16 protein-coding genes are annotated in these 16139 nt (G+C 63.1%); 12 read left to right on the plus strand and 4 right to left on the minus strand.

Annotation, left to right across the window (positions count from 1 at the left end):
* Positions 1-153 precede the first annotated feature (153 nt).
* The 9 genes from atzF (at position 154) to AB3X96_RS29895 (ending at position 9548) form a co-directional block, all read left to right on the plus strand.
* Complete coding sequence (gene atzF / locus AB3X96_RS29855) at positions 154-2004, plus strand: allophanate hydrolase (RefSeq protein WP_368592617.1); 1851 nt, start codon at positions 154-156, stop codon at positions 2002-2004.
* 32 nt (positions 2005-2036) lie between these two features.
* Positions 2037-3134, plus strand: coding sequence for a BMP family ABC transporter substrate-binding protein (locus AB3X96_RS29860; protein ID WP_368592529.1), 1098 nt, complete (start codon positions 2037-2039; stop codon positions 3132-3134).
* 30 nt (positions 3135-3164) lie between these two features.
* Positions 3165-4319 (plus strand): ABC transporter permease, encoded by a 1155-nt coding sequence (locus AB3X96_RS29865; protein ID WP_368592530.1) that lies wholly within the window; start codon positions 3165-3167, stop codon positions 4317-4319.
* A complete protein-coding gene (locus tag AB3X96_RS29870) occupies positions 4312-5238 on the plus strand; it encodes an ABC transporter permease (protein ID WP_368592531.1) in 927 nt (308 codons plus the stop codon). The genes AB3X96_RS29865 and AB3X96_RS29870 overlap by 8 nt, the downstream gene beginning before the upstream one ends.
* 70 nt (positions 5239-5308) lie before the next feature.
* A complete protein-coding gene (locus AB3X96_RS29875; RefSeq protein WP_368592532.1) occupies positions 5309-6001 on the plus strand; it encodes a cysteine hydrolase family protein in 693 nt (230 codons plus the stop codon).
* A gap of 2 nt (positions 6002-6003) precedes the next feature.
* A complete protein-coding gene (locus tag AB3X96_RS29880; protein WP_368592533.1) occupies positions 6004-7617 on the plus strand; it encodes an ABC transporter ATP-binding protein in 1614 nt (537 codons plus the stop codon).
* A 43-nt stretch (positions 7618-7660) separates the two neighbouring features.
* Positions 7661-8323, plus strand: a complete 663-nt coding sequence (locus tag AB3X96_RS29885; RefSeq protein ID WP_184226948.1) for a cysteine hydrolase family protein — start codon at positions 7661-7663, stop codon at positions 8321-8323.
* Positions 8324-8328: 5 nt separating this feature from the next.
* Positions 8329-8727 carry an oxalurate catabolism protein HpxZ gene (gene hpxZ, locus AB3X96_RS29890; protein WP_176121665.1) on the plus strand — a complete coding sequence of 133 codons (399 nt, stop codon included), beginning with the start codon at positions 8329-8331 and terminating at the stop codon, positions 8725-8727.
* Positions 8728-8810: 83 nt separating this feature from the next.
* A complete protein-coding gene (locus AB3X96_RS29895; RefSeq protein WP_246392232.1) occupies positions 8811-9548 on the plus strand; it encodes a GntR family transcriptional regulator in 738 nt (245 codons plus the stop codon).
* Between the two features lie 110 nt (positions 9549-9658).
* On the opposite strand, the gene AB3X96_RS29900 is transcribed toward AB3X96_RS29895, so the two are convergent.
* Positions 9659-10624, minus strand: coding sequence for an AraC family transcriptional regulator (locus tag AB3X96_RS29900; RefSeq protein WP_368592534.1), 966 nt, complete (start codon positions 10622-10624; stop codon positions 9659-9661).
* A gap of 101 nt (positions 10625-10725) precedes the next feature.
* Here AB3X96_RS29900 and AB3X96_RS29905 point away from each other — a divergent pair, with 101 nt between their 5' ends.
* On the plus strand, positions 10726-11637 hold the full coding sequence (locus tag AB3X96_RS29905; RefSeq protein WP_368592535.1) for an SDR family oxidoreductase: 912 nt from the start codon (positions 10726-10728) through the stop codon (positions 11635-11637).
* Positions 11638-11844: 207 nt separating this feature from the next.
* Here the strand turns inward: AB3X96_RS29905 and AB3X96_RS29910 are convergent, their stop codons facing one another.
* The gene (locus AB3X96_RS29910; protein WP_368592536.1) at positions 11845-12360 is read right to left on the minus strand and encodes a DUF2867 domain-containing protein; all 516 of its coding nucleotides are present in this window, start codon (positions 12358-12360) and stop codon (positions 11845-11847) included.
* A 194-nt stretch (positions 12361-12554) separates the two neighbouring features.
* Positions 12555-13130, minus strand: a complete 576-nt coding sequence (locus AB3X96_RS29915; protein ID WP_176110896.1) for a TetR/AcrR family transcriptional regulator — start codon at positions 13128-13130, stop codon at positions 12555-12557.
* A gap of 146 nt (positions 13131-13276) precedes the next feature.
* Between AB3X96_RS29915 and AB3X96_RS29920 the strand changes: the two genes are divergently transcribed.
* The gene (locus AB3X96_RS29920; protein WP_368592537.1) at positions 13277-13906 is read left to right on the plus strand and encodes a glutathione S-transferase; all 630 of its coding nucleotides are present in this window, start codon (positions 13277-13279) and stop codon (positions 13904-13906) included.
* Between the two features lie 256 nt (positions 13907-14162).
* Here AB3X96_RS29920 and AB3X96_RS29925 read toward each other — a convergent pair whose 3' ends face one another.
* The gene (locus AB3X96_RS29925) at positions 14163-14843 is read right to left on the minus strand and encodes a GntR family transcriptional regulator (RefSeq protein ID WP_176110898.1); all 681 of its coding nucleotides are present in this window, start codon (positions 14841-14843) and stop codon (positions 14163-14165) included.
* A 125-nt stretch (positions 14844-14968) separates the two neighbouring features.
* Between AB3X96_RS29925 and AB3X96_RS29930 the strand changes: the two genes are divergently transcribed.
* On the plus strand, positions 14969-16117 hold the full coding sequence (locus tag AB3X96_RS29930; RefSeq protein WP_368592538.1) for a mandelate racemase/muconate lactonizing enzyme family protein: 1149 nt from the start codon (positions 14969-14971) through the stop codon (positions 16115-16117).
* Positions 16118-16139: the final 22 nt, after the last annotated feature.

Below are 16139 nucleotides of genomic sequence, written 5' to 3' on the forward strand. Positions count from 1 at the left end.
AACTATTCACGACCCACGCTGGATCACAGGTGGACCACTACCGGCACCCACTCCAATGTGAAAATCGTTGCCCGGCAAGGACCTCCTGTCAACTTCCACTGCCTGGCACACTTGCTGCACGCACGAGCTCAACTTGTATTCAAGATTGAACTCATGCTTCCGGACGCCTTCTTCAAGGTTCGAGCGCTGCTTGAATCCTATGCCACCACAAGCACGACGCCTCGCGACATCGTCGACACGCTGATCGCCCGGATCGAAGCCTCCTGTCGCCCCGAAGTCTGGATATCGCGCGTGAGTGCCGCCGATCTCGCCAGCCGGGCTGACGCGCTCGAAGAAGCGCGCGCGCGCCTGGGAGCGGCGATCTTTGAGCGGATGCCGCTGTTCGGCGTACCGTTCGCGGTGAAGGACAACATCGACGTCGCCGGCATGCCAACCACCGCGGCCTGCGACGCCTTTGCTTACACGCCCGCAGCCTCGGCATTCGCCGTCGATCGTCTGCTCGACGCCGGCGCCATCCTCATCGGTAAGACGAATCTCGACCAGTTCGCCACAGGCCTGGTCGGCACACGCTCGCCCTATGGGGGTGTGCGACAGTTCAAATCCGACGCGCACATCTCCGGGGGATCGAGCTCTGGCTCGGCGGTCGTTGTTGCGGCTGGGCTCGTTGCGTTCTCACTCGGCACCGATACTGCTGGCTCGGGGCGTGTTCCCGCGGGCTTCAACGAGCTCGTGGGCCTCAAGCCAACGCCAGGCCTCGTGAGCAAACGCGGCGTGGTACCGGCGTGCCGAAGCCTGGACTGCGTGTCGATCTTCGCGCATGACGTGGGCGACGCCTGGGAGGTCCTGCTGCGGATGGCGAAGTACGATGGAGACGACAGCTATGCGCGCCGAGTGCCGGCACTCGGACTGCCCCATGCACCACTGCGCCTCGCTGTGCCGGAGCCGTTGACCTTCCATGATGACGCGCAGGCACATCAGGCCTTTGCCGCCACGCTCGACACGATCGCTTCGCGCCTTGCGCTTTTGCCAGTAAGCGTGCCGTTCGGCCCCCTGCAGCGAACTGCGGCGCTGCTTTACGACGGCCCGTGGGTAGCGGAGCGCCGTGCCGCGCTGGGTTCCTTCTTCGAGACGAATCGCACCGACATCGATCCGGTTGTCGCCGAGGTGATTGCGAAAGCGGACGGCTACAGCGCCGTCGACGCGTTCAACGGGCAGTACGCACTCGCCGCCCTGCGGCGCGAAGTGGAAACGCTGTTCGAGGCGATCGACGTCCTCATCGTGCCGACCGCGCCCACGCATCCAACCTTCGACGAAGTGCGTGCGGACCCGATCGGGGCGAACAGCCAGCTCGGCGTCTATACCAACTTCGTGAATCTGCTTGATCTGTGCGCTCTGGCGGTGCCGGGCATTCGCCGTGCGGACGGCCTGCCGGCGGGCGTGACGCTGATCGCCCCAGCGGGCGCAGACCAGCGCCTCGCAGTGCTCGGCGCACGCATCCAGGCGCTTTTCATGGCGAACGCTACACCGGACGACGCTGCCGGCATTGCCGCGCGACCGCTGCCCTTCGAAGAGCCGACGGTGACGCTCGCCGTGGCCGGCGCTCATCTGCGCGGGCAGCCCCTCTGCTGGCAACTGCTCGAGGCTGGCGCGCGTTTCGTCGAGACCACCACCACGTCGTCGGACTACCGACTTTACGCGCTCGCCGGCACGACACCGGCCAAGCCCGCTCTGGTGCGTACGCCACACGAGGCGGGCCGGCCCATCGAAATCGAGCTCTGGGAAGTGCCGCTGCGCAGCTTCGGCGCATTCGTTGCCCACGTGCCGGCGCCGCTCGGCATCGGCAGCGTGCGGACAGCCGATGGACTCATCGTCAAGGGTTTTATCAGCGAGCCCGCGGCGGTTGCACCAGGCAGCGGCGCACACGACATCACCGCATTCGGCGGCTGGCGTGCATGGCTTGCAACGGCGGCTGGAACGCAAGCCCAATCCGATCTGCCATCCTGACTTTATGCATTGAACTCACGAGGAGTCCAACCATGAAAAACCGTCGCGATTTTCTCAAGGGCGCTGGCGCCCTCGCCCTAGGCAGCACGCTCCCATTCGACCTCGCGTTCGGTGCCGAGCCGCTTACGGTCGGCGTCATCTACGTCGGTTCGCGCGGCGACTACGGCTACAACCAGGCACAGGCGCAGGCTGCGGCTGTCATCAAGAAGCTGCCGAACGTGAAGGTCGTCGAGGAAGAAAACGTGCCGGAGACCGTCGCAGCCCAAAAGACCATGGAGGCGATGATCGAGCAGGACGGTGCGACGCTCATTTTCGCGACCTCGTTCGGCTACTTCGATCCCCATGTGCTGAAGATGGCAGCCAAATATCCGAAGGTTCGCCTCGCCCACTGCGGCGGTCTCTGGAAGAGCGGCAATCCGGCCAACATTTCGAGCTACTTCGGCTATATCGACGAATGCCAGTATCTGAACGGCGTCGTGGCAGGCCATGCGAGCAAGACGAAGAAGCTGGGCTTCGTCGCGGCCAAGCCTATTCCGCAGGTGCTGCGCAACATCAACTCGTTCACGCTGGGCGCGCAGTCGGTGGATCCGTCGATCACCACGCACGTGATCTTCACGGGCGACTGGTCGATGCCGGTGAAGGAGGCGGAGGCCGCGAACAGCCTCGTCGATAAGGGCTGCGACGTGCTCACGTGTCACGTGGACGGACCCAAGGTCGTGATCGAGACAGCCGAGAAACGCGGCGCGATGAGCTGCGGATACCACGCAAGCCAGGCGGCGCTGGCGCCAAAGGGCTATCTGACTGGCGCCGAATGGGACTGGGCGACGCCCTACAAACTGCTCGTCACAAACGCGCAGACGGGCAAGCCGCAGCCGAACATTCTTCGCGGCGGCCTGCGCGAAGGCTTCGTGAAGATGTCGCCGTACGGCGCGAAGGTGACGCCCGACGCGCGCACGCAAGCCGACGCCGCGAAGGCGAAGATGGTCGCGGGCGACTACGTCATCTTCAAGGGGCCGATGAAGGACAACAAGGGCGGCAGCGCCATTGCGGCCGGCACGAGCTACGCACAGACCGATATTGCGCTTGAAAGCATGAATTATCTGGTTGCCGGTGTGGTTGGCCAGATCTGAGGACCGCAAGCGCCTTCGCCAGGAGTCGTGATGTCCGCTTCCCTTTCTCCCGCTCACGGGCCGTCGCGAAGACTGTCTGCAAGTCTCGCGCGCCTGCTGCTTGCCCTGTTGCCCGCGTTGCCGACGGTATGTGCAATCGTGGCAACTCTGGCGATCTTCGGCATCTTCCTGCTCGTGCAGGGGCAGCCGGCCATCGAGGCGCTTGGTCTCATTGGCAAAGGTGCGTTCGGCTCGTCGTTCGCATGGCAGAACACCTTGCTGCGCGCCGCACCGCTCATGCTCACGGCTCTGTGCGTCGCGCTGCCTGCCCAGGTCGGCCTGATCGTGATTGGCGGCGAAGGCGCGCTCGCGCTGGGCGGGCTCGCGGCCGCCGTCGTGCCGCAGTGCCTGCCGCATGCTACGCCGTGGATCGTCGCGACGCCGCTGATGGCGATTGCAGGCATGCTCGCGGGCGGCCTGTGGATCAGCGCAGTGGGCGCGATGCGTCAATGGCGTGGCGTCAACGAGACCATCAGCAGCCTGCTGATGTCGTATATCGCCATCGCCGTTTTCAAGTTTCTCGTCGAAGGACCGCTGCGCGATCCCGCCAGTCTCAACAAGCCGTCGACGCTGCCCCTCCCCGACGCCATGACCATCGGCTCGCTGCCGGGACTGGACGTGCACTGGGGTCTCTTCTGGGGCGTGCTCGCCTGCCTCGCTGCCTGGGTGCTCGTGCGCCACAGCACGCTCGGCTTCGCCATGCGCGTAACGGGTGGCAACGTACGCACGGCGCGCCTCGTCGGTTTGCCTGTGGGTGGGCTCGCGCTCACCGCCTGCGCGATAGGCGGGGCATCAGCGGGCCTTGCCGGAATGTTCGAAGTCGCGGCCGTTCAAGGCAGCGCGAACGCATCGCTGCTCTCGGGCTACGGCTATGCGGGCATCCTTGTCGCGTTCGCGGCACGCCAGAATCCGTTCGCCGTGATCGTGTGCGCACTGATGGTCGGCGGCATCGAGGCCAGCGGCAGTCTGCTGCAACGCCGCCTCGGCCTGCCCGACGCCGCCACGCTCGTGCTGCAAGGCCTGCTTTTCGCAAACCTGCTGGCCTGGGAGGCACTGGCTCCCCGTCTTGCCGGCTTGCGCATGAAACTTCAGGCCGCCGCGCTCGACGCCTCGTCTGCTTCACTGGAGCGTACCCGCCATGTCTGACCTTCATTCGCCCGCTGCGGTGCTGCTGATTTCGCTCTTCGCGGGAGCTATTCGCGTGAGTACGCCGTATCTGTTCGTGAGCCTCGGCGAGTGCCTGACCGAGAAAGGAGGCCGCGTGAATCTCGGTCTCGAAGGCATTCTCGTCTCCGGCGCCATGTGCGGCTATGCGGGCTCGTATCTCTCGGGCTCGCCGTGGATCGGCGTGGTCGCGGCGGCTACAGCCGGTCTGATGCTCGGCTGCCTGCATGGGTTGGTCTGCTCGCTGCCGCGTGTTTCCGATATCGCGTTCGGTATCGCGCTCATGCTGTTCGGCACCGGCTTGGCGTTCTATCTCGGCAAGCCGTTCATCGAGCCGCAGGCAGCGATGCTCCCGTCGATCGATCTCGGCGCGTGGGCCGCCTCGCAGCAAGTGCACAACGCGCTGCATATCAATCTGCTCTTCGTGATTGGGGTCGTGCTTGCCGTCGCCTTGCAGTGGGGACTGCGCTCGATGCGCTGGGGCATGACGCTGCGGCTCGTCGGCGAGAACGCCGAGAGCGCGCGTGCAATGGGCTATCCCGTCACGCGGGTGCGTGTCATCGCGACGGCGGTGGGCGGGCTCTTCGCGGGCGTGGGCGGCGCCTATCTCTCGCTCGTCTATCCCGGCAGCTGGAACGAGGGGCTTTCGAGCGGCCAAGGCCTGATGGCCGTCGCGCTCGTGATCTTCGCCCGTTGGCAGCCGTTGCGCTGTCTTTGGGCTGCGCTGCTGTTTGGTGCTGCCGGAGCGCTCGGCCCCGCCCTGCAGGCAATCGGTGTGACCAGCGGCTATTACCTGTTCAACGCCGCCCCTTACGTGCTGACGCTCGCGCTCATGATCATCAACTGCAGACCGGACCGCACGCTCGCGGGCGCACCCGGCGAGCTGAGCCTGACGCGCTGAGCGCGGACGGCTTCCGACCGACCGAATCCAGAATCGTGTGATCGCGAAAGCGCGCGCCCGGAGAATCGACATGACCCGAACCATCGAAGCCCGTCCCTATTCCTGGCCCTACGACGGGAACCTGCGCCCCGACAACACGGCGCTCGTCATCATCGACATGCAGACCGACTTCTGCGGCTACGGCGGCTACGTCGACAAGATGGGCTACGACCTCTCGCTCACGCGAGCGCCGATCGAGCCCATCAAGCGCGTTTTGGGGCTGATGCGCAAACTCGGCTTCACGATCATCCACACCCGTGAAGGGCATCGGCCGGATCTGTCCGATCTGCCCGCGAACAAGCGCTGGCGCAGCCGCCAGGCGGGCACGAACGGTCTCGGCATCGGTGACATGGGACCGTGCGGCCGCATACTCGTGCGCGGCGAGCCGGGCTGGGAAATCATCGACGAACTCGCGCCACTGCCGGGCGAAATCATCATCGACAAGCCTGGCAAAGGCTCATTCTGCGCGACGGACCTCGAACTGATCCTGCGCACGCACGGCATTGCGAATCTCGTGCTCACGGGCATCACGACGGACGTGTGCGTCCACACGACGATGCGCGAAGCAAACGACCGCGGCTTCGAATGCACGTTGCTCGCGGACTGCTGCGGCGCGACCGACAAGGGCAACCACGACGCTGCGCTGAACATGGTCCTGATGCAGGGCGGCGTGTTCGGTACGGTGTCCAGTTCGGCGGCGCTCGTCGCTGCCATGGAGCAGTGACCATGAGCGCCACGACACGCGCGCTCGGCGTCGAGGTGATCGGTGCGAGCAAGTCGTTCGGGACGTTCCGCGCACTCGATGACGTTTCGATCAGGGTCGCGCCCGGGACGGTTCACGCGCTGCTCGGCGAAAATGGAGCAGGCAAGAGCACGCTCGTGAAGGGACTGGTGGGCTACGGCCTGCTCGATCACGGCACGATTTTGGCCGATGGAAGCGAGGTGCGCATCGCCTCCCCGCGCGATGCGCAAGCGCTCGGCATCGGCATGGTCTATCAGCATTTCACACTCGCGGCGGGGCTCAGTGTCGAGGAGAATTTGCTCCTCGCGCGCGGCAACCTGTCATGGAAGATCGACTGGGCGGCAGAGCGCAAAGCGCTCGACGCCTTCATGCACCGAATGCCGTTTCACCTCGAACTCGATGCGCCGGTTTCGTCGCTCGCGGCGGGAGAAAAGCAGAAGCTGGAAATTCTCAAGCAGCTGTATCTGGATCAGCGCTTCCTGATTCTCGACGAACCGACCTCCGTGCTCACCCCGCAGGAAGCCGACGAAGTGCTAGGCCTCATGCGCACGCTTGCCTCGCGTGGCGACCTCACGGTGCTGATGATCACCCACAAGTTCCGCGAGGTCATGGCCTATTCGGACAACGTCACGGTATTGCGCAAAGGCCGCTTCGTCGGCACCTGCGCGGTGGCCGACACCGACCGAGACCGGCTGGCCGCCTGGATGATGGGCAGCGACGCAAGCTCGCAAACGCGTGAAGGCGCCGCGGAAAACACCGGCGAGATCAGGCTTGCGCGCCAGCCGCACTCACCCGAAGCTCCGGTGCGGCTCTCGCTATCGAGCCTTTCGGTCGTCGACGAGCGCGGGCACGCTGCCGTGCGCGAGGCGTCGTTGAGCGTGCGCGCGGGCGAGATCCTCGGGCTTGCGGGCGTCTCCGGCAACGGTCAGAAGGAACTGATCGAAGCGCTCGTTGGGCAGCGCAAGGTCCAGTCGGGCGCGATGGCCGTGGAAGGTTCGCCCTATGCCGCGACGCGCGCAGAGATGACCCACATGAGCGTGTTCGCCCTTCCCGAGGAGCCGCTGCGCAATGCTTGCGTGGCAGGCATGAGCGTGGCCGAGAACATGGCGCTGCGGGATTTCGACCGCGCGCCGCTGCGACGCGGCGGATGGTGGCTCGATCGTCGCGCGATGCGCTCGCGCGCCGAGCGGCTGATCGCCGAATTCGACGTGCGGCCTGCGCTGCCCGAGCGCGCCATCGGCGCGCTGTCGGGCGGCAACGTACAGCGCGCCGTGCTGGCGCGTGAGCTTGGGCACGCAGTGAACGTGCTGATCGTCGCGAATCCTGTGTTCGGACTCGACTTTGCCTCCGTCGCGGACATCCACGCCCGCATTCTCGCGGCGCGCGATGCCGGTGCGGCAGTGCTGCTCGTCAGCGAAGATCTCGACGAGTTGCTGGAGCTTGCCGACCGGATCGTGGTGATGGCCGAGGGACGCCTCGTCTACGAGACCGCAGCGAGTGAGGCGGATCGCGTGGTGCTTGGGCGTCACATGGCAGGCCATGGCGACGAAGGCAGGCCGCAGACGGCTGAGCCGGCCGAGCTGCACGCAAGCGCCTGAGCGGCGCGCGAACGAAGCACAACACAAACGGAGCAATGTCGCGATGACAACCATCGCCAGCGCAAGACCCGCGCCGTTCACGTTCGACGCGCGTCATACGGCGCTCATCGTGATCGACATGCAGCGCGACTTCATCGAGCCGGGTGGCTTTGGCGAGGCGCTCGGCAACGACGTATCGCTGCTTTCAGGCATCGTGCCGACCGTCGCGCGGCTGCTCGCGCATGCACGCTCGGCGGGATGGCAGGTCGTGCACACTCGCGAGTCGCACGCACCCGACCTCTCCGACTGCCCGCCGGCCAAACGCATGCGCGGTATGCCAAATGCGCGCATTGGCGACGCAGGACCGATGGGCCGCATCCTCGTGCGCGGCGAGCCCGGTAACGCGATCATCGACCCGCTCGCGCCGATCGATGGCGAACTCGTCATCGACAAGCCCGGCAAAGGCGCTTTCTACGCCACGCAGCTCGGCGAGGAACTGTCGATACGGGGCATCACGCATCTCGTGTTCGCGGGCGTGACGACCGAGGTCTGCGTGCAGACTTCGATGCGCGAGGCCAACGATCGGGGCTACGAATGTCTGCTGGTCGAGGACGCGACGGCGAGCTACCTACCGGCGTTTCGCGAAGCGACGATTGCGATGATTCATTCGCAGGGCGGCATCGTCGGCTGGACGGCTCCGCTCGACGCACTGCTGGGGGCAGACTGATGATCATGGAAGTGAACCGGCCCGAGATCGTCGCACAGGTGGCGGCAGCTTTCGAGGCTTACGAGCGCGCGCTCGTCGACAACGACGTCGAGACGATGAACGCCCTGTTCTGGGACGCACCCGCGACGGTGCGCTATGGCATCGCCGAAATCCAGCATGGTGGCGACGCGATCCGCCGCTGGCGGGAAACCTGCGTGCCGGTGCCTCGCTCGCGGCGGTTGCACCGCACCGTGGTGACGACGTTTGGCGGCGACTACGCGACGGTGAGCACCGAGTTTACGAGCGACACGACGCCTTTGACGGGCCGCCAGATGCAGACCTGGGCGCGGCTGCATGAGGTGAACGATAGGTTCGGCGGCTGGATGATCGTGGCGGCGCACGTAAGCCTCATCGAGCCCGTTTAAGGGCGGATAATAGGGAGCTGGCCCCGTCACCCGCCATTGCACCGACGCGCCGCACCACTCTCGACGTTAGCGATACCTGACTCATGCACGACTTGACCGAAGCCGCCGCCGAAGCCGCCGCAGCCTCTGGCACGAAGGCGGCCTATAGCGCGAACCCCCTTGCCGAGCAGGTGTATCAGCTGATCAAGCAGGACATCTTCAGCTTTCGGCTGTTTCCCGGCGACCGCTTTTCCGAAAACGACATTGCCCAGCACTACGGCGTGTCGCGCACGCCTATGCGCGATGCGCTGTTCCGACTCGCGCGCGAAGGCTATCTCGAGGTGGGGTTCCGGCGCGGCTGGAAAGTATGCAATATCGACTTCAATCAACTGGACCAGCTGTATGACCTGCGCATCGTTCTCGAACTGGCGGCGCTCGAGCGGCTCTCGGGTGCCCCACACGTTGCGATGGATGCGTTGCGAGCCATATGGTGCGTTGACGAAGGAGAACGCGAAAGCTGCCCGGCCACGATGTTCGTGCTCGACGAGGGCTTTCACCGCGGCCTCGTGAGCGCTGCCGGCAACAATGAGATGCTGCGCGTGCACAACGAGGTGACCGAGCGCATCCGCATCGTGCGGCGGCTCGACTTTCTCAAGGCGCATCGCACGAGCGCGACGTATGACGAGCATTCGGCGATGCTCCATCTCATCGATCGCGGCAAGTTTGGCGAGGCTGCCATCCTGCTGCGCGCTCACATCACGCAAAGCAAGCTTGAGGTGCGGAAGATCACGCTGTCGATGCTCGCAACTGCGCGCGACGAGAAGCTCCCCTTCGTCAGCTAGGGGGTGCCCCCCCGTGATGGCAAAAGTCAATGACCGCCCGGTGCCAATCGAATCCTGATTACTTTCCGGAGCTTACCTGATGAACGCCCTTCGCTTTGCCGCACCACTGGTTACGGATTGCCGATCTGCCAGACGGGCGCACCGCCAACATCAGCATCAGTCGTCCCCGCTTTTCGCTGTCGAGCATATCGGCGTGGAGAACAGTTCATTACTCGTTTGAACGCCGTGCTAAAGGACTTCTCGGATTCGTAGCCAAGGGCGAGACCGATTTCGGAAACGGAATCGCGGGAATGAGTCAATCGGTCTGCGGCCAGCATCATGCGCCAGCGCGTCAAATACTCCATGGGCGAGAGCCCAACCGTCTCCTTGAATCGCAGGGCGAACGTCGTGCGCGACATTGCCGCCTGCTCGGCCATGCTCTGCAAGGTCCATCTGCGGCCCGGTGAGGCGTGCATTGCATCGATCGCAGCCCGCATGCGCTTGTCGGACAATGCGAAAAGCCAACCGACGCTTTCACGGCGCTCGTTCGACAAATGCAGTCGTAACGCCTCGATAAGGACCAGGGTAGCCAACTGCTGTGCGACGATGAAATCGCCCGGCTGCGCATCGCTCAATTCATGCCTCATGCGCTCGACGTACCATCGCACTGTTGCCCGATTCGGCTCCTCGCGGACATGGACAAGCGGCGGCAGCATGCTCAACAACAGATCGGCTGGGCCATCGGCGAGCGTGAAATAGCCGCCGATGCTCAGAAACTCGCCCCCTCCGTTGTACGTCACGACCCGCCCGTCATGGACCTGTGGCAAGAGCGTACGGACGTCGACTGGTTCGACGGCCAGATCGCTGGCGAGACGAAAAGGCTTTCCTCTCGCCAGCAGGAAGCATTCACCTTCACTCACCTTCACGGGGTCGGGCACCCCCTCGACCAAAACCCAGCACTGGCCGCGAAGCACGGAGTGAAATTTGATGCCGTCGTGCGCGCCGAATTGCACGGCCCAGTCTCCATTCGCATCGAAGCCGCCGGACAGATAGCTGCGCAGCTTCACTAACGACAACACTTCTGATAGCGGATCCACGCAACAATTCCGAACGATCTAAAACCAAATGCGAACTTTACGACATAGATCGTCCAGCGACAAATCCTTAATCTCTTGCTGAAACGATCAGGAGGTTGGTTATGCGCGTATTTGTCACTGGGGCGACCGGCTGGGTTGGCTCCGCCGTCGTTCGAGAACTGGTTCAAGCTGGGCATCAGGTCATCGGTCTGGTCCGCTCCGCACAGGGCGTAGAGAAACTTGTCGCAGCCGGTGCGCGATCGTACGTCGGCTCACTCGAAGATGTCGAGCGCTTGCGCGAGGGGGCTTCCGAAGCGGATGCGGTGATCCATACAGCCTTTGATCATGACTGGTCGCGATTTGCCGAGAACAGTCTGGTGGAACGGCGTGCCATTGAGGCGATCGGCGCGACGCTGGAAGGTTCCAGCCGTCCGTTTCTTGTCACATCCGGGGTCGCGTTACTGGCTCCCGGTCGAATCGCGACGGAGAGGGACCTTGCACCTCCCGTCTCCGAATCGTTCCCGCGTGCTTCGGAGGCGGCCGTTTCAGAACTGATTGCGCGCGGTGTTCGGGCGACCACGATACGCCTGGCACCGTCGGTTCACGGTATGGGCGACCATGGTTTCGTGCCGCGTCTGGCCGCCATCGCTCGCGAAAAAGGTGTCTCAGCGTACGTGGGCGAAGGGCTCAACCGCTGGCCTGCCGTGCATCGGCTGGATGCCGCCCGTGTCTACCGGCTTGCCCTGGAGAAAGTTACGGCGGGACCTTTTCATGCAATCGGCGAAACGGGCGTTGCGCTCAAGGACATCGCCGGGGCTATAGGCCGTAGCCTGCGCTTACCGGTAGCTTCACTCTCTGCGGACGAGGCCGCTGAGCATTTCGGATGGTTTGCACCATTTGTGGCAATTGATGCCCCTGCTAATAGTGATCGCACGCGTGTGCTGTTGGGCTGGACGCCTGAGCAAGCTGGCCTCCTCGCCGACCTTGCGCAATCCGGTTATTTCAGCATCGGACCGGCCGCGTCCTCTCACTGAATTTACATCGAAGGAGCCCGGAATGCGGGTTTTCATCGCGGGCGCCACAGGCTTCATAGGCTCCGCTATCGTTCGCAGTCTTGAGTTTATCCTGTGCGAAAAATCGAACGTCAGCCGTTTGATGACAAACGGGCAACGAAATGCGGCCGGATCGCGAGCGGGTTGAAGTCTCTGGCTGAGCCGCGCAGGCGGCTCATTGAAACGGCGTTATGCATTGGGCCATCCTAGCCGCTGCGCCCGATCAAGCGAGGCTCGTACGACAACCCGATGAAAAGGTGCGATGAGCGCAATATAGGCTCGCCCTAGCGGACGATTGTAGAAGACGAGCGTCGTCAGTACGAGGCGGTGTCGACCGTGAGATGCCGGCTGCACGAGGACCGACACGCGGAAATCCAGATGCGTGTCATCCTCGCCGATGACGATCTCGTCGTCATATCGTTCGAATACGTGAAACAGGCTGATCCTGTCGCCTCCTTTCTGCTTGAGGTCAACGGCTGTCTTCAAGCCGAACGGCCGCACGAGAATGTCCCGGAGTCTCAGCAGCATCCCAATCCATGCGGGCTGCCTCGCAAAGACGTGTCGTGCGAGAGTCTCCGGGTCGTGGCAGGCACTTTCTGGCAGGTCCACCGAGAACGCGTCCCCGAAATCAGCGAGGCGGTACGACGATCTCAGCTGCGAGGCCGGCGGTAAATCGGACTGTTCGATCTTCGGATAGCAGTACATGTGCGACTCCAGTGCGAGGCGGCTAGGCCGAAACATTAGAGCAGCGAGATGCCGCCGTCGACCACCGACTCCGCGCCCAGCACATACGCGAAACGTCAGTCGCCAGAAATAGCCGCCGCTGTGGCGATATCGCTCGCTTCGCCCATCCGGGCACCTCGAAGGTCCGGAGGCGTCATGCTGACTTTTTTCTGCTGCTATGCCGGCAAAAGACCAGCAATACGATAGCTTTCAATTAACCCGTCATAGACAGCGATATCCGCGCGACTTCTGGCGATGAGTTGAGCGCCAGCGACGGCTGCGAAAATCGCGCGAGCACGCCCCTCGCACTCCTTGGCGCTGGTCATGGCCGTGGCGGATAGCACCTTGCTCAGCCATGCAACATTCACGTCAGCAAAGGTTTGGACCTCTTTCGTCACCGCCTCCGGCAAGTCATCGGATTCGGCAGCCATGAAGCTGCAGAGGCATATGCGATTACCACGCTCCAGTGCCTCACGAAATGTATCCGGATAGCGGCGCAGGCAGTCGATCGGATTCGCGGATTCGGCCCAAAGTGCGTCCAGCGTGGCTGCCGAGTCCTCCCAATAACGCCTTGCCACCGCTGCTCCGAGATCGGACTTGCTCGCGAAGTGATGGTAGATGCTCGCGGCCTTGATGCCGACAGCCTCAGCAAGATCACGAAAATTCAGGCCGCTGTAGCCGTGCGCCTGCGCAATCTTTGTAGCAGCCACCAGGATTCGCTCCCTGGAACTCAAGCCCGAATCGTTCTTCACTACGACCGCCTCCGCAAGCTGGGATGACTGTTGACACAGCGAATTATACCTTCTATGTTAAACCTAACAAGCGTTAGGTAGGTTAATGGGGATACTTCGCCATATCCTCCGATCCCGAGCATCAGCCACCACCTGGAGAGGTAAGCATGACATCAAGCATCATTCATCGCGATGTAACCGAACTCCCCGTCATGACGATTTACGATTTTCCCAAGGGACCTTACCCGACACGCGTGCGTATCGCCTTGGCCGAAAAGAATCTGAAATCGCGCGTCGAGTTCGTGACGGTCGATCTTTACAAGGGAGAGCATAAAAGGCCCGAGTTCATCTCAGGGAAAAACTACTCGGGTACGCTACCGGTCCTCGAACTCAATGACGGGACCTGCATCGCCGAATGCACCGCCATTACCGAATACCTCGATACGCTCGATGGCGCACCCACGCTGACCGGCAAAACACCGCTCGACAAGGGCGTGATCCACATGATGAGCAAGCGCGCCGAGCTCGAATTGCTCGACGCCATCAGTGTCTATTTCCACCACGCCACGCCTGGTCTCGGGCCCGAAGTCGAGCTATATCAGAACCCCGAATGGGGGTTTCGTCAGCGCGACAAAGCACTCAGAGGCATGCACTACTTCAATGACGTCCTGAGAAGGCAGCCGTTTGTCGCCGGGGATGCGTTCTCGATGGCCGACATCACCGTCATTGGCGGCCTGGTCTTTGCGTCGATCGTGAAGCTGCCGGTGCCCGCAGAGTGCGAAGCCCTTCTCGCCTGATACGCGAGAATGCGCGAACGCCCGAGCGTCGGGAGCCAGCCGGCATTTGCCTGAAATTGCAGATGTTGTCAGCCTTCATTGATGAGCGACCGATCTTTGGTTGCAAAACTGGCGCGACCCGGTATTCGCGACCAGCCAGAGCGCCTGCGCAATGGCAAATACCGGATCGCGGCGGCTCATCGGCACACGCGTATTTGCGTGTAGCCCTGGGATGCGTCTCAGATGCGAGTCGTTGTCGAGCGCGTGCGCTTCTCGCTCAATACATCCCGAGATTGCGCTGCAACGCCGCCGCAAAGTGCGCCGTGACGGCGGCTTCGGCGGCATCCGGATCACGCACCCTGCAAGCCTCGAGAATCGCGAGGTGTTCCCTGAGCGTGCGCAGTACGAGCGGCGCAGTGAGCTTGCGTTCGAGGCGCAACAGTTTCAGGTAATTGTGCATGCGCCGGTAACTGTTCTCGACGAGCGGATTGCCGAGCGACGTGATGACCGCATGATGCAGCGAGGTTTCGAGCGCTTCGACTTCGGTGAGGTGCTGCGCATTGAGACCTTGCTTCTCGATCGCGGTCACCAGCGCGAGATGTCGCTTTTCGAGTGAACGAATCGACTCTTCATCCGCGGTCTCGGCGAACACGCGGATCGCCGCGCGCTCGATGATGCTGCGGAACTGATACGTCGCCCGAGTCAGTTCGAGCCCCGGCTTGATGAACTGAATGCCCGAGCGCGGGTGAATTGTCAGTACCCCTTCCGCTTCGAGCACACGCAATGCGTCACGCAGCGGCGCTACGGGTATACCCAGAAGCTGGACGAGTTCCTTCTGCGAAACGAATGCACCGGCAGGCAGTTTGCGCTCGAACAACCCCTCGAGAATCCGCTCGTACGCAATGTCGCTGAGCCGCGCGCCGCCGCTTGCAGTCTCGGTGGCCGGCGAACTTTCCACGGCTGTTTCACCGGATGCCGTCTCGGCGGGGGCATCTTTTCTCGTTCTACCCACTTGAGATCTCCGATCGTAACGACTAGCATGATATATCACCGACGGCATCTGATCTATCAGCGCACTCCATCATGCGTATCGTTGACTTCCGTATTACGCGTTTCCAGTTTGCCCGAGATCGGGTGATCGGCGATAGCCAGGTCCGGGCCGACGATGCTCACGTCGTGGCGCTCGAGCTGATCGGTGAGAACGGGCTCACCGGCCTGGGCTTTGCGCAGTCATTGTTCGTGCCGTTGCCGCCCGAAGTGGAAATCGAGCGCATTTTCCGCTCTGAAGTCTGGTCCACGCTGGAAGGAGAGCGGCCGCTCGCACTGGTGCACCGTATAGCGCGTCCGCGCGGCGGAAACCACCGCGCGTGGACGTTGCCTTTCCATGAAGCAATCCAGGTCGCGCTATGGGACCTGGCCGCGAAGCAGGTGGGCATGCCGCTTTGGCAGATGCTCGGTGCACAGCGCGACCGGATCAAGGCGTACGCAAGCGGGCTCGACTTTCATCTGAGCGACACCGACTTCGCCGAACTTTTTGGACGTGCCGACGCACTCGGCTATACCGCGTTCAAGATCAAGGTCGGGCACCCGGACTTCGAGCGCGACCTTCATCGCCTCGACTTGCTTAAGAAGCTCGTGCGGGCCGACGCGCAGTTCATGGTCGATGCAAACGAAGCGTGGTCGCCCAAGGAAGCCGTTGTGAAACTCGAACGCATCCGCGACGCCGGTCACGCCTTGCTGTGGGTCGAGGATCCGACGTTGCGCAACGATTTCCAAGGCCTGCGGCACATCCGGCACAACGCCACGTGGACCGCGCTGAATACGGGTGAGTATCTCGATGCGAGTGGCAAGCGTGCATTGATGGAGGCCGGCGCGGTCGATATCCTCAACGTGCACGGGCAGGTGACGGATGTCATGCGTGTGGGCTGGCTCGCGGCCGACCTCGGTGTGCCGGTCAGCATGGGCAATACCTTCCTCGAAGTGGGCGTGCACTGCGCATGCGCGCTGCCCGACGTCGAGTGGCTTGAATACTCATTCCAGAACTTCGACGCGCTGGTCGAAGAGCCGATCGCCATTGTCGACGGCATTGCGATGGCACCCGATCGTCCCGGACACGGGCTCGAACTCAGCGAATACGCGCGCCGCGAACTACGGCGGCCCGATGTGCTTGACCGCAGCGAGCTTGGCGCGCCGCCGGTCTCGAAACCGGCGGTCGTACAGACGGCCGGCTAGGCATGGATCTCACATAAAAACC

This window comes from Paraburkholderia sp. BR13439 (genome assembly GCF_040948805.1).
GTDB lineage: Bacteria > Pseudomonadota > Gammaproteobacteria > Burkholderiales > Burkholderiaceae > Paraburkholderia > Paraburkholderia youngii.

Bases quoted from the DNA above. Each gene is read 5' to 3' on its own strand.
- atzF (WP_368592617.1), top strand. From the start codon at position 154: ATGCTTCCGGACGCCTTCTTCAAGGTTCGAGCGCTGCTTGAATCCTAT.
- AB3X96_RS29860 (WP_368592529.1), top strand. From the start codon at position 2,037: ATGAAAAACCGTCGCGATTTTCTCAAGGGCGCTGGCGCCCTCGCCCTA.
- AB3X96_RS29865 (WP_368592530.1), top strand. From the start codon at position 3,165: ATGTCCGCTTCCCTTTCTCCCGCTCACGGGCCGTCGCGAAGACTGTCT.
- AB3X96_RS29870 (WP_368592531.1), top strand. From the start codon at position 4,312: ATGTCTGACCTTCATTCGCCCGCTGCGGTGCTGCTGATTTCGCTCTTC.
- AB3X96_RS29875 (WP_368592532.1), top strand. From the start codon at position 5,309: ATGACCCGAACCATCGAAGCCCGTCCCTATTCCTGGCCCTACGACGGG.
- AB3X96_RS29880 (WP_368592533.1), top strand. From the start codon at position 6,004: ATGAGCGCCACGACACGCGCGCTCGGCGTCGAGGTGATCGGTGCGAGC.
- AB3X96_RS29885 (WP_184226948.1), top strand. From the start codon at position 7,661: ATGACAACCATCGCCAGCGCAAGACCCGCGCCGTTCACGTTCGACGCG.
- hpxZ (WP_176121665.1), top strand. From the start codon at position 8,329: ATGGAAGTGAACCGGCCCGAGATCGTCGCACAGGTGGCGGCAGCTTTC.
- AB3X96_RS29895 (WP_246392232.1), top strand. From the start codon at position 8,811: ATGCACGACTTGACCGAAGCCGCCGCCGAAGCCGCCGCAGCCTCTGGC.
- AB3X96_RS29905 (WP_368592535.1), top strand. From the start codon at position 10,726: ATGCGCGTATTTGTCACTGGGGCGACCGGCTGGGTTGGCTCCGCCGTC.
- AB3X96_RS29910 (WP_368592536.1), bottom strand. From the start codon at position 12,360: ATGTACTGCTATCCGAAGATCGAACAGTCCGATTTACCGCCGGCCTCG.
- AB3X96_RS29920 (WP_368592537.1), top strand. From the start codon at position 13,277: ATGACATCAAGCATCATTCATCGCGATGTAACCGAACTCCCCGTCATG.
- AB3X96_RS29930 (WP_368592538.1), top strand. From the start codon at position 14,969: ATGCGTATCGTTGACTTCCGTATTACGCGTTTCCAGTTTGCCCGAGAT.